At 70.0% G+C, this 15,586-nt stretch carries 11 protein-coding genes; 6 read left to right on the forward strand and 5 right to left on the reverse strand.

Annotated elements, in window-relative coordinates:
* The coding region (locus GGD88_RS17360) for an ISAs1 family transposase (protein ID WP_184437835.1) at window positions 1-402 on the forward strand (402 nt) is incomplete at its 5' end.
* A gap of 40 nt (window positions 403-442) precedes the next feature.
* Here GGD88_RS17360 and GGD88_RS17365 read toward each other — a convergent pair.
* Window positions 443-1,087: a class I SAM-dependent methyltransferase gene (locus GGD88_RS17365; protein WP_184437837.1), complete on the reverse strand. Its 645-nt coding sequence runs from the start codon at window positions 1,085-1,087 to the stop codon at window positions 443-445.
* A 163-nt stretch (window positions 1,088-1,250) separates the two neighbouring features.
* Between GGD88_RS17365 and GGD88_RS17370 the strand changes: the two genes are divergently transcribed.
* Window positions 1,251-4,442: a cyclic nucleotide-binding domain-containing protein gene (locus tag GGD88_RS17370; RefSeq protein ID WP_184437839.1), complete on the forward strand. Its 3,192-nt coding sequence runs from the start codon at window positions 1,251-1,253 to the stop codon at window positions 4,440-4,442.
* Window positions 4,443-4,458: 16 nt separating this feature from the next.
* Here the strand turns inward: GGD88_RS17370 and GGD88_RS17375 are convergent, their stop codons facing one another.
* From GGD88_RS17375 to GGD88_RS17385, 3 genes are all read right to left on the reverse strand, one after another.
* Window positions 4,459-5,112: a dimethylsulfonioproprionate lyase family protein gene (locus tag GGD88_RS17375; RefSeq protein ID WP_184437841.1), complete on the reverse strand. Its 654-nt coding sequence runs from the start codon at window positions 5,110-5,112 to the stop codon at window positions 4,459-4,461.
* A 40-nt stretch (window positions 5,113-5,152) separates the two neighbouring features.
* Window positions 5,153-7,090 (reverse strand): cobaltochelatase CobT-related protein, encoded by a 1,938-nt coding sequence (locus GGD88_RS17380; protein ID WP_184437842.1) that lies wholly within the window; start codon window positions 7,088-7,090, stop codon window positions 5,153-5,155.
* Window positions 7,091-7,194: 104 nt separating this feature from the next.
* A complete protein-coding gene (locus GGD88_RS17385; protein WP_184437843.1) occupies window positions 7,195-7,710 on the reverse strand; it encodes an adenine phosphoribosyltransferase in 516 nt (171 codons plus the stop codon).
* Window positions 7,711-7,964: 254 nt separating this feature from the next.
* On the opposite strand from GGD88_RS17385, the gene GGD88_RS17390 reads away from it, so the two are divergent.
* The 4 genes from GGD88_RS17390 to GGD88_RS17405 all read left to right on the forward strand — a co-directional run bounded on the left by GGD88_RS17390 (window position 7,965) and on the right by GGD88_RS17405 (window position 14,933).
* Window positions 7,965-8,939: a MurR/RpiR family transcriptional regulator gene (locus tag GGD88_RS17390; protein ID WP_184437846.1), complete on the forward strand. Its 975-nt coding sequence runs from the start codon at window positions 7,965-7,967 to the stop codon at window positions 8,937-8,939.
* Complete coding sequence (locus tag GGD88_RS17395; protein WP_184437848.1) at window positions 8,936-10,297, forward strand: aspartate aminotransferase family protein; 1,362 nt, start codon at window positions 8,936-8,938, stop codon at window positions 10,295-10,297. The genes GGD88_RS17390 and GGD88_RS17395 overlap by 4 nt, the downstream gene beginning before the upstream one ends.
* Before the next feature lie 333 nt (window positions 10,298-10,630).
* On the forward strand, window positions 10,631-11,608 hold the full coding sequence (locus tag GGD88_RS17400) for a TAXI family TRAP transporter solute-binding subunit (RefSeq protein ID WP_184437850.1): 978 nt from the start codon (window positions 10,631-10,633) through the stop codon (window positions 11,606-11,608).
* A 673-nt stretch (window positions 11,609-12,281) separates the two neighbouring features.
* Window positions 12,282-14,933, forward strand: coding sequence for a TRAP transporter permease (locus tag GGD88_RS17405; RefSeq protein WP_184437853.1), 2,652 nt, complete (start codon window positions 12,282-12,284; stop codon window positions 14,931-14,933).
* A gap of 52 nt (window positions 14,934-14,985) precedes the next feature.
* On the opposite strand, the gene GGD88_RS17410 is transcribed toward GGD88_RS17405, so the two are convergent.
* The gene (locus tag GGD88_RS17410) at window positions 14,986-15,384 is read right to left on the reverse strand and encodes a PilZ domain-containing protein (RefSeq protein ID WP_221237211.1); all 399 of its coding nucleotides are present in this window, start codon (window positions 15,382-15,384) and stop codon (window positions 14,986-14,988) included.
* Window positions 15,385-15,586 lie beyond the last annotated feature (202 nt).

Raw genomic sequence — 15,586 nt, forward strand, 5'->3', positions numbered from 1 at the left:
AGAACAACAACCGTGATCCACGATGTCGAGTGGCTCCAGGACCGCCACGCCTGGCCCGGCTTGAACGGCCTTGTCATCATCGACAGTCTTCGCGAGTTTGACGGAAAAACCGAACAGGAAACCCGCGTCTACATCACGTCGCTGAGTCTGGACGCACCAAACCTCGCCAAGATTGTCCGGAGTCACTGGGCTATAGAAAACAGCCTGCATTGGGTCATGGACATGGTCTTCCGCGACGATGAAAGCAGAATTCGCACCGAAAACGCGCCCGCCAATTTCACAACCATCAAGCACATGGCCCACAATCTTTTGAGAAACGCGCCAGGAAAGGATCCTCTCCGACAACGCCGTTTCTCCGCCGCCTGGGACGACGACTACAGAGCAAGCCTCATCACCGCATAACCCGTTCACCCGATTCCCCTGGCCTCGCCGTCCGGGGGCGTCAGCGCACCAGGCGCAGCTCCCAGGCGTTGCGGGTCAGCGGGTTGGACAGGCTGGCGGCGTCGAGCACGGTCCAGTCCGGCCCCTCCATCGCCGTCAGGAAGGCGGCGAACGGCCGGTTGGCGCCACTGTCGGGGCGGCGCGGGCGCTGCATGGTGATGACCATCGCCCCCTCGGGCGTCAGCCAGGCCCGGTAGCGGTCGAGCCAGGAGACCGACTCGGCGCTGTAGCTCAGGACCTCGGTGACGACCACGGCGTCGAACCGTTGCGCTCCATCCGGCGGCGCGAAGTCCGCCAGCCCGGTGCGGATCAGGCGCACCCGGTCGGCGGCGGCGGGACCGATGATCGCGCGTGCCGTGTCCAGCGCCACCTGGGACAGGTCGAAGCCGGTATAGGCCACCCCCGGCCGGTCGCGCAGGGCATGGCGGAACAAGGCGGCCTCGCCGCAGCCGGCGTCCAGGACATGGCCGTCATCCGGCACCACATGGCGCAGCCAGGCGGCGATGATGCCGTAGCGCGGGGCCTCGCGCAGACCATGCAGGCGGGCGAAGGCGTCGGCGCGGTAGGCCTCGTCCCACGCCTCCGGGTCCGCGCCGAGCGGGCGCTTGGCGGGGCGGGGCGGGGACGGGGGCTCGCTCGGGGCCATTCGGGCTGCCTTTCGGACAGGGGGGCACGGCTCGCGACCGTGCCCGGCCCGCGCCGGGCTGTCCAGCCCGGGCCGCGGCCCTCTTCCCCCGTCCGGGCGGAACGGGCATTCTGTACCGACCCGTCCGGGCCGAGGACCCGGCCGCCGCTCCGGGATCGTCTGCATGCCCCCTTCGGTCTTCGCCTTCGTCTGGCGCTTCAGCCGGTTCCAGCAGATCCGAATTCTGCTGCTGTCGGTGGTGTCGTTCCCGATCCTCTACATGACCTTCGAGGTCCCGAAGATGATCGTCAACGACGCCATCGAGGGGGGCGCGGGGCCGCGCGTCGTGTTCGGGACCGAGGTCTCGCAGCTTACGTTCCTGTGGCTGCTGTGCGGCGCCTTCCTGGTCCTGGTGCTTGCCAACGGCGGGCTGAAGTATGTCGTCCAGGTCTACAAGGGGGTGATCGCCGAGCGCATGCTGCGCCGCCTGCGCTTCATGCTGATCGCGCGCGTGTTGCGGTTTCCGCTGCCGCATTTCCGTTCCGTGAGCCAGGGCCAGACGGTGGCGATGATCTCGCAGGAGAGCGAACCGCTGGGCGGCTTCTTCGGGGATTCCTTCGCGCTGCCGGCGTTTCAGGGCGGCATCCTGGTGACCATCCTGACGTTCATGTTCGCCCAGGACCCGGTGCTCGGGCTGGCGGCCATCGCGCTGTATCCGGTCCAGGTGTGGCTGATCCCCAAGCTGCAACGTAAGGTGAACAACCTGAACAAGCAGCGGGTGCGGACGTTGCGACACATGTCGGACCGGATCGGGGAGACGGTCTCGGGCGTATCCGACATCCGGGTGAACAACACCGAGCGGTTCGAACTGGCCAACTTCTCCAGCATCCTAAACCGGATCTTCTTTATCCGATTCGACATCTACCGATTCAAATTCCTTATAAAATTTCTGAATAACTTCTTTGCCCAGCTCACACCTTTCTTTTTCTATGCCATCGGCGGCTACCTGGTCATCAAGGGCGACCTCTCGCTCGGCGCCCTGGTGGCCGTGCTGGCGGCCTACAAGGACCTGTATGCGCCCTGGAAGGAGCTGCTGACCTACTACCAGACGCTGGAGGACGCGCGTGTCCGCTACGGCGTGCTGATCGAGCAGTTCGCTCCGCCGGCGATGCTGCCCGAAAGCCGCACCGCGATCCCGGCCCCGGACGCGGCGGGGCCGGGGGGCGCGAACACGCCGCGCCTGGCCCCGCCGGACGACGCGTCCGAGGTCGCCGCCGAGGCGGCGGTCCCGGCGCCGGGGGCGGACAGCGTGCTGTCCCTCAACGCGGGGGTGGTGGAGACCGAGGACGGCGCCCGTCCGCTCGACGGGGCGACGCTGTCGCTGCGGCTCGACCAGCATGTGGCGCTGCTCGGCCATTCCGGCAGCGGCCGGCCCGAACTGGCCCAGGCGCTGGCGGGCCTGCTGCCCCTGAGCCGGGGCCATATCCGCCTGGACGGCCGGCCGCTCGACGCCCTTCCGCCCGCCGTGGCCGGCCGCCTGATCGCCTACGTGGACCAGGATGCGTTCTTCCGGGCCGGAAGCCTGGGGGAGGCCCTGTACTACGGGCTGCGCCGGGAACCGGTGGAGGCGGGCACCGATGACGGCACCGAGCGCGACGGCCGGGCGGCCACCGAGGCGCGGCTGTCGGGCAACTCGACCGAGCGCGACGACGTGACGTGGCTCGATCCCGCCGACGAGGCCGCCGGCGATGCCGAGGCGTTGCAGGCGCGCGCGCTGGAGGTGCTGCGGGTGGTGGGTCTGGAGGACGACGTGATCGCCCTGGGCCTGCGCGCCGTCATCGACCCGGCGGAGCGGCCGGAGCTGGCGGCGTGCCTGCTGGAGGCGCGCCGGCAGTTCAGCGACGAACTGGCGGCGGCCGGCGCCTCCGACCTGGTGGAGCGGTTCGACCCCGCGCGCTACAACCGCAACGCCACCGTGGCCGAGAACCTCATCTTCGGCCTGCCACGGGACGGCAGCGGCGGCGACGTGGCCCTGGCCAGCCATCCCGCCTTCGGCCGCGTGCTGCGCGAGACCGGCCTCGCCGACGACTTCCTGGCCATGGGCCTGAAGGTGGCCCAGCGCATGGTGGAGCTGTTCCAGGATCTGCCGCCTGGGCACGAGTTCTTCGACCGCTTCGCCTTCTTCGACGCCGCCGCGCTGGAGGACCACAAGCGCCTGATCCGCCAGGCTCGCAGCAAGGGACCCGGGGCCCTGGCGGCGGCCGACCAGAGTCTGTTGCGCAGCCTGGCCCTGGCGCTGGTGCCGGCCCGGCACCGCCTGGGTCTGGTGACGGAAGAGATGCGGGCCCGTATCGTGGCGGCACGACCGCGGGTGCGCACCATCCTGACCGAGGAATCGGAGGCCGATGGCATCGAGGTGCACTTCCTCGACCCCGACCGCTACAATCCGGCGGCGCCGGTCCGCATGAACGTGTTGTTCGGCCGCATCGCCATCGACCGGCCGGCCGCGGAACGGCGCGTCGGCGAGGTCCTGGCCCGGCTGATGGAGACCAAGCGCCTGACCGGGGCGATCATCCGGCTCGGACTCGGCACCGAGATCGGCGTCGCGGGCCGGCGCCTGACGGCGGCCCAGCGCCAGAAGCTGGCGATTGCCCGGGGGCTGATGAAGCGGCCGCGGCTGATGATCGTCAACGGCGCCACCGGGGCGCTCGACAGCGCCGGGCGGCAGGCTCTGGCGGCGGCGGTGGACGCGCACCTGGCCGGGCGCGCCCTGGTGTGGGCGGACAGCGAGATGCCGGGGGCGGTGGCCTTCGATGCCGTGTTCCGGGTGGAGAACGGCAAGGCCACGCGGGACGCCACCGAGGTGGGCGGCGCGGCTGCGGTGGGCGAGGCCCCCGGGGCGACGACGGAGGCGGCCATGGACGATGCCGAGGCGGCGGCGCTGGCCAGCGAGGCGGCCCTGCTCAAGCGGCTCTCGTTCTTCGCCGGTCTGGATACGTCCACGCTGAAGCTGATCGCGTTCACCAGCGGTCGGGTGGTGTACCGCGCCGGTGAGGTGCTGATGCAGCAGGGCGAGCCGGGGGACGACGCCTACGTCATCGTCGAGGGCACCGCCGAGGTGCTGGTGGAGACCGACGAGGGCGAGCAGGTGGTGGCCGAGCGCGTCTCCGGCGACCTGATCGGCGAACTGGCGCTGTTGTGCGATGCGCCGCGCAGCGCCACCGTGCGCGCCCAGACGCCGCTGGAGGTTCTGCGCATCTCGCGCGACGTGCTGTTCCGGCTGATCGAGGACAACCCGCAGGTGGGGGCCTCGCTCACCCGCACCATCGCCGGACGGCTGGAGTCGATGATGCGCCAGTTGAGCGGCGAGCGGTAGGCCCCCGGCCCGGGCCTCAGCCGGCGCGGCCCTTGGACAATCGCATGTCCGGGGCTGCCAGGTGGTCGACCGGGCCGATCCAGGCATAGGCCAGCAGGCACGGGTCGCGATCGCCGACGGTCAGGCGGTGGGTCTCGTCGGCGCGGTTCAGGATCAGCGACCCGGGCGCATAGACGGCGGCGTCGTTCTCCGACCAGGCCCCGGCGAGCGAGATGTAGCTTTCTTCGATGTCGCGGTGCCGGTGCTGGGGGTAGGTGGTCCCCGGTGCCAGCAGCACCAGGCCCAGGATCAGCGTCTCGGCCCGCACCGGGCCGCGCGGTCCCAGCAGTTCGGCATAAGCGTAGCGGCGCGCCAGCGCGGGCGGTGGGCGCCGGTAGCCCAGTTCCCAGGTCAGCAAAGGGGCCACGCGGGCCAAGGCCCGCGCCAGACCCGCCAGCGGCCCCGCGACCGCCAGGTCGAGCGCCCGGCCCAGGTGGCCGACCACCGGCTGCGCGCAGGGTTCGCGCACCTCGACGGCGGGGTCGGCCTGGACGATGCGGTTCAGGGTCTCACGCACCCGTTTCTGGTGGCCCCGGATGGGGCCGCTGCCCCCGGCCGAGCCGCGCCGGTAGACGCCGTCCACCTCGCGCAGCAGATAGGTCCAGTCGGGCTGATCGCTCAGGCGGGCCATGGCGGCCTCGGTCGCAGGTGCGGCGCGTCCGCCGGCGCCGTCAGATCACACCCGTGGGGGTGGCCGGCGGGGAGACGGTGGGACGGGTCGGCGGCGGGGCCATGGTGCCGCGCAGCAGGGCCTCGTCCTCGAACAGGTCCAGGAGCTGGCGCATCATCACGCCGCCCAGGTCCTCGGCGTCCATGATGGTCACGGCGCGCCGGTAGTAGCGGGTGACGTCGTGGCCGATGCCGATCGCCACCAGTTCTACCGCGGAGCGGTTCTCGATCATGCCGATGACGTCGCGCAGGTGCTGTTCGAGATAGTTGCCGGCGTTCACCGACAGCGTCGAGTCGTCGACAGGGGCGCCGTCGGAGATCACCATCAGGATGCGCCGTGCCTCCGGGCGTGCCAGCAGGCGATGATGCGCCCACAGCAGGGCCTCGCCGTCGATGTTCTCCTTGAGGATGCCCTCGCGCAGCATCAGGCCCAGATTGAGCCGGGAGCGCCGCCACGGTGCCTCGGCGCTCTTGTAGACGATGTGGCGCAGGTCGTTCAGGCGTCCGGGATTGCCCGGCTTGCCGGCGGCGATCCAGCGTTCGCGGGACTTGCCGCCCTTCCAGGCGCTGGTGGTGAAGCCCAGGATCTCCACCTTGACCGCGCACCGCTCCAGCGTGCGTGCCAGGATGTCGGCGCACAGGGCGGCCACCGAGATGGGCCGGCCGCGCATCGAGCCCGAGTTGTCGATCAGGAGGGTGACCACGGTGTCGCGGAACCGGGTCTCCTTCTCCTGCTTGTACGACAGCGAGTTCATCGGGTTGGCGACGATGCGGGCGAGCCGGGCGGCGTCCAGGATGCCCTCGTCCAGGTCGAACTCCCAGGCGCGCTGCTGCTGCGCCATCAGGCGTCTTTGCAGGCGGTTGGCGAGGCGCGCCACCATGCCCTGGAGATTGACGAGCTGGCCGTCCAGTTGGGCGCGCAGGCGGTTCATTTCCTCCGGTTCCGCCAGGTCCTGGGCTTCCACGACCTGGTCGTAGTCGCAGGTGTAGGCCCGGTAGAGGGCCTGGCCGGCGTCGTCGCGGTCGGCGTTCTCGCGCCGCGCGCCCGGATCGCCGCCGGGGTCGTCGCTGCCCTGGCCGAGCCGCATGGCCTCGGCGGTGGCGTCCATCTCCTCGTCGCCGGTCTCGCCCTCGGCGTCGCCGGCCTCCATCGCCGGGCTGTCCGGGCCGGCGGAGGAGACGCTCTCGGGCTCGCCGCTCTGCCCCTCCTCGGACTCACCGGATGCGTTGTTCTCCTGGGCCTCTTCCTCGCTTTCCGTATCGCTCTGCTCCGGCTCGCTCTCCTGGTACTCCTCCAGGCCGAGCGCGTCGATCCAGCGCCGCACCGCGCGGGCGTAGGTGCGCTGCTCGCCCAGCGCCGCCTGCATCGCGTCGATCATCTCCGGGGACGCGTCGAGGCGGCGGTGCGCCATGGCGGCGAGGCGGCGGCCGGCCGGCCCGAGCGGAATATCGCCGAAGCGTTCGAAGGCCAGCAGGCGGGCGGCCTCGCCCGGCGGCAACTGGTCGGGGTGGCTGACGCGGTCGAAGCCGTCGGCGACCAGGCGGTCCTCCAGTGCGCGGGCGACGTTCTGCGCCACCCCGGGCAGGGCGCGGGCGCCGAGCGCCTCGACGCGCGCCTGTTCGAGGGTGTTGTAGACCTCCGCCGCCTCGGGTGTGGTCGGCATCAGCGTCCCGTGCACGCGCGCGTCGTGGTGGCGCAGCCGCATCGCGAGGCCGTCGGCGGTGGCGCGCAGCCGGGTCACCTGCTCGGCGTCCAGGCGGCGCGGCGGCTGCGGCAGGCGCGCCTGATGGCCGCCGGCCTGGGCGGCCCCCGGGGCATAGGTGACGGTGACGTCCTTGGTGGCCGACAGCGCGCGCAGGCACGACGCGGTGGCCCGCTTGAAGGTTTCGGTGCCGGCCTCGGCGGCGCGGTTGTGGCCGGTGCGGGGGGGCGTGCTCATGAAGGACCTGACTGAAGGAAACGAACGCTTTCAGACCTAGGCCGTCCCCCGGTGCGGTGCAAGCGCGGTCCGGACGCTACGGCCCGGACGCTACTGGCCGGACGCTACTGGTCGTACGACACCAGCGCATGGACCGGGACGTCGATCTTGTCGCGTCCTTTGAGGAAGGCCAGCTCGATGATGCAGGCGGCGCCGGCGACCTCGGCCCCGACCTTGCGCAGCAGCTCGACGGAGGCGGCGAAGGTGCCGCCGGTGGCCAGCAGGTCGTCCACCAACATGACGCGTTGGCCGGGCTCGATGGCGCCTTCCTGGATTTCCACCGTGTCCTGGCCGTATTCCAGCTCGTAGGTGTGCTTGATCGTCGTGCCCGGCAGCTTGCCCTTCTTGCGCACCATGATGAAGCCGCAGCCCAGCTTGAGCGCCAGCGGCGCGGCCACCAGGAACCCGCGCGACTCGATCCCGGCGATCACGTCCGGCTGATGCTGGCGCGCGGCCTTGGCCATCCGCCCCATGGTCACCTGCCAGGCGTCGGCATGCGCAAGCAGGGTGGAGATGTCGTAGAACAGGATGCCCGGCTTCGGGAAATCAGGGATTTCGCGGATGTGTTCCTTCAGATCCATAGGTGCGCCCCTCCAGAAAAACCGGGGTCGCATCCTACGGGCACGCACCGCCGTTGGGAAGCACTACCGGCGCGTCGTGATGCGCCGTTCCGCACACGACTCGCGGCCGCGCGGTTCCACGGCCACCGGAACGGACGGTTGACGGCGCCGGAGCCCTGGAACAATTGTATTGGCAGGGCCGGGGGCGGTCCTTACAGTCTCGAGTCCCGCGGCGACGGGACCGGAGGGGCTCAGATGCAAGGACCACCATCGGCATGACCGACCTGACCGAACGGCCGCCCTGCGGTCCGGACTGCATCGCGGCCCTGGACCCGGACGCGCCCGACACGGGTCCGCTGGCGGAGATCACGGCCCGCATCCGGGACGCCCATGGGAGCCTGAGCCCCCAACTGCGGCAGGCGGCCCGATACGTGCTGGCCCATCCCGAGGACGTGGCGCTCACCTCGATGCGGCGCCTGGCCGAGCATGCCGGCGTCAAGCCCTCCACCATGGTGCGGCTGGCCCGGGCGCTCGACTACGACGGCTACGAGTCGTTCCGCGAGCCCTACCGGCATTGGCTGCGCGGAGGCGAGGGCGCGTTCGTGGCCCGGGCGCGGACGCTCCAGGCCCGCGGGCGCGACGCGCGCGGGTCCTGCGCGCCGCTGCTGGATGCGATGGCCACCGCGGACGGCGCCGCGATCCGCGACATCGTGACCCCGGCCAACGCCCAGGCACTGGAGCGCGCCCGTGACCTGATCTGCGGGGCGGCGACGGTCTACGTGATCGGCATGCGCTCGTGCTATTCGCTGGCCCATCTGTTCCACTATGCCTATTCCCTGGTCTACGGTAACGCGGTGCTGGTGGATTCCCACGCCTGCACGCTGTACGACCGGCTGGCCCGCATCGACGCCGAGGACGCCGTGCTGGCGATCGGCTTCCGGCCGTACACGCGGGATACGGTCCAGGCCACCACCTTTGCCGCCGACAAGGGGGCGCGGGTGATCGCCCTGACCGACAGCCTGGTCTCGCCGCTGGCCGAGGACGCCGCCCAGGTCATCACGGTGGACACCGCCTCGCCCAGCTACTTCCAGTCCCTGGTGCCGGCCCTGGCGCAGGTCCAGGCGCTCCTTGCGCTGGTGGTGGCCGCCGGCGGGGACGATGCGCTCGACGCCATCACGCGGACCGAGCAGGACATGGACACCTTCGGCGCCTACTGGCGCGAACCGAAACGGCGACGGAGAGCCCCATGAGCCATGTTTTCCATCGCCAGCCCGCGACCGCCTATCCGGTCGCCGTGGCCGGCGACGGACCCTATCTGATCGACGCGGCCGGCCGGCGCTATCTGGATGCCTGCGGCGGTGCCGCGGTGTCCTGCCTGGGCCACAGCGACACCGCCGTGCGCGACGCCATCAAGGGCCAGGTGGACAGCCTAGCCTACGCGCATTCCGCCTTCTTCACCACACAGGCGGCCGAAGACCTGGCCGACGTGCTGATCGCGCGCGCGGCCGAGACCATGCCGAACAACCGGCTGGACAAGGTCTATTTCGTCTCCGGCGGCTCGGAGGCCGCCGAGGCGGCGCTCAAGCTGGCGCGCCAGTACTTTCTGGAGATCTGCCAGCCCGGCCGCCACCGCATCATCGCCCGGCGCCAGAGCTACCACGGCAACACGCTGGGCGCCCTGGCCGTCGGCGGCAACCAGTGGCGACGTCAGCCGTTCGAGCCGATGCTGATGCCGGCGACGCACATCGCGCCCTGCTACGCCTACCGCGACCGTCGCGAGGATGAGAGCGAGGCGGCGTACGGCCAGCGCGTCGCCGACGAACTGGAAGCGGCGATCCTGGACCTGGGGCCGGAGACCGTCGCGGCCTTCATCGCCGAGCCCGTGGTCGGGGCGACCGCCGGCGCGCTGCCGCCGGTGCCGGGATACTTCCGACGCATCCGCGAGATCTGCGACCGCTACGGCGTGCTGTTGATCCTGGACGAGGTGATGTGCGGCATGGGCCGCACCGGTCACCTGTACGCCTGTGCCGAGGACGGCATCGCGCCCGACATTCTCATGACGGCCAAGGGACTCGGGGCCGGCTACCAGCCCATCGGCGCCATGCTGTGCTCGGCCGCGATCTACGACGCCATCGTCACGGGCAGCGGGTTCTTCCAGCACGGGCATACCTACATCGGCCACGTCACCGCCTGTGCCGCCTCGCTGGCGGTGCAGCGGCGACTGCACGAAGGCGGCCTGCTGGAGAACGTACGTGTGCAGGGCGCGGCCCTGCGTCAGGCCCTGGACGCGGCGTTCGGCCAGCACCCCCACGTCGGCGAGATCCGCGGGCGCGGCCTGATGCTGGGCCTGGAGCTGGTGGCGGACCGCGCCAGCAAAGCGCCGTTCGACCCGGCCCTGAAGCTCAATGCCCGCATCAAGCGCGAGGCCATGGCCCGCGGTCTGATGTGCTACCCCATGGGCGGCACCATCGACGGCCGCCACGGCGACCACGTCATGCTGGCGCCGCCGTTCATCATCGGTCCGGAGCATGTCTCCGAGATCGTCGACAGGCTGGGGCAGGCGCTCGGCGCCGCCCTGGACTCCCTGCCGGCTGAGGCCCGCCCGTGACCCGACGGGACGGGCCGGCCCGCAGGGTAGGGGGACCTGACGGCCGAGGGTGGTCGGGTCCCCGTTTCCGGCCCTTGCCAATCGTGGCCGGGCGCGAAACACTGACGCCACCGTCGTGTCCGGGGCGGACCGGCCGCCCCACCGGCCTTTTGGAGGGGTGGTCGGCGCCCACCGGGTCGATGGCCCCCCTGCGCTCGGGTCGGGAACCGAAGCGGCGTCTGGACCGACCGGATGCCGTGACAGGCCCAGGATCATAGGATCAGGATCGTCGGATCACGATCGTCGCATCACGATCACAGGCCAACAATCATCGGGAACCTGGAGGTTGAGACCATGAAAGTATTGCCCGCTGCGTCCGTTGGCGCCCTGTTTGCCGCCGGGCTGCTCGCCGCCGGCTCCGCATCCGCCGCCGAGCAGCAGTTCATCACCATCGGCACGGGCGGTGTGACCGGCGTGTACTACCCGACCGGTGGCGCCATCTGCCGTCTGGTCAACAAGGACCGCAAGGATCACGGCATCCGCTGCTCGGTGGAGAGCACCGGCGGCTCCGTCTACAACCTGAACACGATTCGGGCCGGCGAGCTGGACTTCGGCGTCGCCCAATCCGACTGGCAGTATCACGCCTACAACGGCACCTCGAAGTTCGAGGACGCCGGCGCGTTCGAGGGTCTGCGCGCGGTGTTCTCGGTGCACCCGGAGCCGTTCACCGTGGTTGCCCGCGCCGACGCCGACGTGCGCAACTTCGAGGACCTCCAGGGCAAGCGGATGAACATCGGCAACCCCGGCTCGGGCCAGCGCGGCACCATGGAGGTGCTGATGGACGAGATGGGCTGGACCACCGACGACTTCGCGCTGGCCACCGAGTTGAAGGCCGCCGAGCAGTCGCAGGCGCTGTGCGACAACAACATCGACGCCTTCGTCTACACCGTCGGCCACCCCAATGGCTCCATCAAGGAGGCGACCACGGCCTGTGACGCCAATCTGGTGAACGTCCAGAACGACGCCACGGACACACTGGTCAACGACAACCCCTACTATTCCTACGCCACCATTCCCGGTGGCATGTACCGGGGTACCGACGAGGACACCACCACCTTCGGCGTGCGCGCCACCTTCGTGAGCTCGACCGACGTTTCCGAGGAAGTCGTCTACCAGCTCGTCAAGGCGGTGTTCGAGAACTTCGAGGACTTCAAGAAGCTGCACCCGGCCTTCGCCAACCTGGAGAAGGAGCAGATGGTGTCGGCCTCGCTGTCCGCGCCGCTGCACGCGGGCGCCGAGAAGTACTACAAGGAAGTCGGCCTGATCGAGTAGGCCGCGCCTGACGGACCCCGGCTCCGGACCCCCATCCGGAGCCGGGTGTTCGATCGAAAACCCGAGTCCCGAACACCCCGACCCACCCGAGCCCGTGCGCCGCCCCCGCCGGTCCCCGAACGCCGGCGGGTGATCGCGTGGTGGCCCGGCATCGCGGTCCGAGCGGGCACGGCGGCGCCCGGGATGCCGGGGCGGCTGTCCGTCCGAAGCCTCTCGCATCGGCGTGCCCCGCCGCGGTCGCGGTGGCCGGACGTCTCGGTTTCGCCGCCGCTAATCCATCGCCGCAAACCCATCGCCGCAAATCCATCGCCGCAAACCCAGTATGGTGTGCCCGCGTTTTTCCAGTGAGCGACGCTATCCGGCCGGGGGCGGAGGGCTCTTCCCTGTGCGCTGGACGGCGTCGTCGCTTCGCGCCGCGCAATGACCGGTCTACAGCCGATTGCGACAAATCGGACTCGCGGCACGACTTCGGTTTGTCGCGATAATCGGCTGTAAAATCAATAATGTAGAGCCGATTCAGGTTCGAAATAGGACCGCATCTGCGGTTCCGATTTCGAACATTCGGCTCTAGAGTACATCGAGTTGTGCGCGTTCGTGCTCAGGAAGACCCAGGAAGAACCAGGTCGACCACGTGTGACTCTGGTAGGCCCGAAGCCGGGAGACATCGCAGCCCATGAACCAGGACACCCGTCGCCCCGAGGGTGACCGCGCGGGCACGCCCGCGCCCGCGAACGATCGCAGCCGGCGGACGCGGTCCACGAGCGCCGAGGACATTGTTGCCCAGGTGGAAAGCGGCGCCCGGGCGCCGGCCGGCTTGCCGGGCCGGATCATTGTCGCCGTCTGCCTCGCGTGGGCGCTGTTCCAGCTCTGGTTCGCCTCGCCGCTGCCGTTCGTGCTCGGCTTCGGCGTGTTCAACGGCACCGAGGCGCGCTCCATCCATCTCGCCTTCGCGCTGTTCCTGGCCTACACGGCCTATCCCGCCTTCAAGTGGTCGCCGCGTCAGCGCATCCCCTGGTCCGACTGGCTGTTCGCCCTCGCCGGGGCCTTCTGCGCGGCCTATCTGGTGCTGTTCAACGACGCCCTGGCCCAGCGCCCCGGCGCGCCAACGACCATGGACGTGACCGTCGGCGTGGTCGGCATGGTGCTGCTGCTGGAAGCGACCCGGCGTGCCCTGGGGCCGCCGCTGCTGGTGGTCGCCCTGGTGTTCCTGGTCTACACCTTCGGCGGGCCATATATGCCCGACGTCATCGCCCACCAGGGGGCCAGCCTCAACAAGGCGATGTCGCACTACTGGATCACGACCGAGGGCGTGTTCGGCGTCGCGCTCGGCGTGTCCACCACCATGGTGTTCCTGTTCGTGCTGTTCGGCGCCTTCCTGGAGCGGGCCGGGGCCGGCATGTACTTCATCCGGGTGGCCTTCGCCTTCATGGGCCATCTGCGCGGCGGCCCGGCCAAGGCGGCGGTTGTTTCGTCGGCCATGACCGGCCTGATCTCCGGCTCCTCGATCGCCAACGTGGTCACCACCGGCACCTTCACCATCCCGCTGATGAAGAAGGTCGGGTTTCCCGGCACCAAGGCTGGCGCGGTCGAGGTGGCGTCGTCGACCAACGGCCAGCTCACGCCGCCGATCATGGGGGCGGCGGCGTTCCTGATGGTCGAGTATGTGGGCATCAGCTACATCGAGGTGATGAAGCACGCCATCGTGCCGGCGCTGATCAGCTACATCGCGCTGGTCTACATCGTGCACCTGGAGGCCATGAAGGCCGGCATGAAGGGGCTGCCGCGTATTCACATCCGGCCGTGGCATCAGGCCGCCATCGGCTTCCTGGGCAGCTTCCTGCTGGTCGCCGGTCTGGCGGCGGTGGTCTATTTCGGGTTCGGCTGGCTGAAGCCCGTGGCCGGCGACGCCACCCCGTGGATCGCCGCGGCCGTGCTGGTGGCGGCCCACGTCGCCCTGGTCCGCATCGTCACGACGGTGGAGCCGATGCCGGAGACCGCCGACATCGACGAACTCCCGGAGCCCGGATCCACCGTCCGCTCCGGCCTGCATTACCTTCTGCCGGTCGTGGTGCTGGTCTGGTGCCTGATGATCGAGCGGTTGTCGCCCGGCCTGTCGGCGTTCTGGGCCACCACCATGCTCATGTTCAATGTCATCACCCAGCGCCCCTTGGCCGCGCTGTTCCGGGGCAAGCGCCCGCAGATCGTGCGGGCGGATGCCGCGCAGGGCCTGTCGGACCTGTATCACGGGATGATCATGGGCGCGCGCAACATGATCGGCATCGGCGTCGCCACGGCGGCCGCCGGCATTATCGTGGGGACGGTGACCCTGACCGGGATCGGCCAGGTGCTGACCGAGTTCATCGAGTTCCTGTCCGGCGGCTCGCTGATGATCATGCTGTTGCTGACGGCGGTCACCAGCCTGCTGCTGGGCATGGGCCTGCCGACGACGGCGAACTACATCGTCGTCTCGACCCTGATGGCGCCGGTGATCGTCACCCTGGGCGCGGAGAACGGCCTGATCGTGCCGCTGATCGCGGCGCATATGTTCGTGTTCTACTTCGGCATTCTGGCCGACGACACGCCACCGGTGGGGTTGGCCGCCTTCGCCGCCTCGGCCATCTCGGGGGCGGATCCCATCAAGACCGGCATCCAGGGGTTCGCCTACGACATCCGCACCGCCATCCTGCCGTTCCTGTTCATCTTCAACACCGAACTGCTGCTGATCGGGGTTGAGTCCTGGCTGCACGGCCTATTCGTCTTCGCCTTTGCGCTGGTCGCCATGCTGACCTTCGCGGCGGCCACGCAGCGGTTCCTCGTCATCCGATGCCGCTGGTACGAGGTGGCGGCGCTGCTGCTGATCGCCTTCACCCTGTTCCGCCCTGGCTACTGGATGGACATGGTCGAGCCGGAACTGATCGAGGTGGACCCGACCCGGATCGAGGAGATGGCTGCGCAGATGCCGCCCAACGGCCGGCTGCGGGTGCGCGTGGAGGGCGAGACGCTGGAAGGCGACGCCGTGAACAAGGCCGTCATGCTGCCTCTGGGCGCGCCGGGAACCGGCGCGGAGCGCCTGCTCAACGCCGGCCTCGACCTGCGCACCGAAGAGGACGGCCGGGTGGTGATCGACATGATCGGGTTCGGCAGCGCGGCCGAGCGCCTGGGGCTGGACTTCGATTACGAGATCACCAAGGTCCTGGTGCCGAACGAGACCCGGCCCCCGGACCAGCTCTTCTTCATCCCGGCGCTGCTGCTTTTGCTGCTGATCTGGCTCGACCAGACCCGGCGCCTGCGCCGTCACGGCGGCGAGCCGGCCCAGGTGCGGTAGCGTCCGCACCCGCCGGATCGCGCGCGTCCGGAGACGGGACGCGGTCCTCGGGTTACGAGGGCCGCGCCGGGGCTTCGGCCGCCCCGCCGTCGTCACCGTCGCCGGTCCCGCCAGTCCCGCCGGCCTGCTCGCCCACCAGCCGCCGCTCCAGGCGTTGCAGCAGGATGATCTGGCTCTCGTCCTCGACCAGGAACCGCAGCGCGACATGGTCCTCGGCGACCCGGGCCACGCGGGCGCGGAACCGCCCGAGCGCGCGGACGTGCACCTCGGCCTCGTCGCCGACCTCCGGCTTGATATCGGTGTCCACGGCGACCCCCGAGCCGGAGATGTCGCGCAGCGGGCAGCGCACATCGTAATCGCTGTCGAGCGTCAGGATCGCCTCGCCCGAAAGCTGCCACCGCGGCAGCCCGCGCCGCTCGGGGCGGCCCACCATGTCCGCGTCGTCCTGCATTGCCATGCCCCCCTCGAAAGCGTGACCTCGAACCATGATCCGCCGTCGCAACGGAGAGGGCAACCGCGAACACGGCGGATGGTCGGTCGCGTGGCAGAGTCGGACCCGTGTGTAGGTCCAGGCAGATGTGAGACTGGGTGAGCCGCGCTTGCACCGGGCTGGGGGCATGCCCCCAGCCCGGTGCGAATTCGGTTTATAACCG

The organism is Roseospira goensis, from assembly GCF_014197795.1.
In the GTDB taxonomy this organism is placed as follows: Bacteria; Pseudomonadota; Alphaproteobacteria; order Rhodospirillales; family Rhodospirillaceae; genus Rhodospira; species Rhodospira goensis.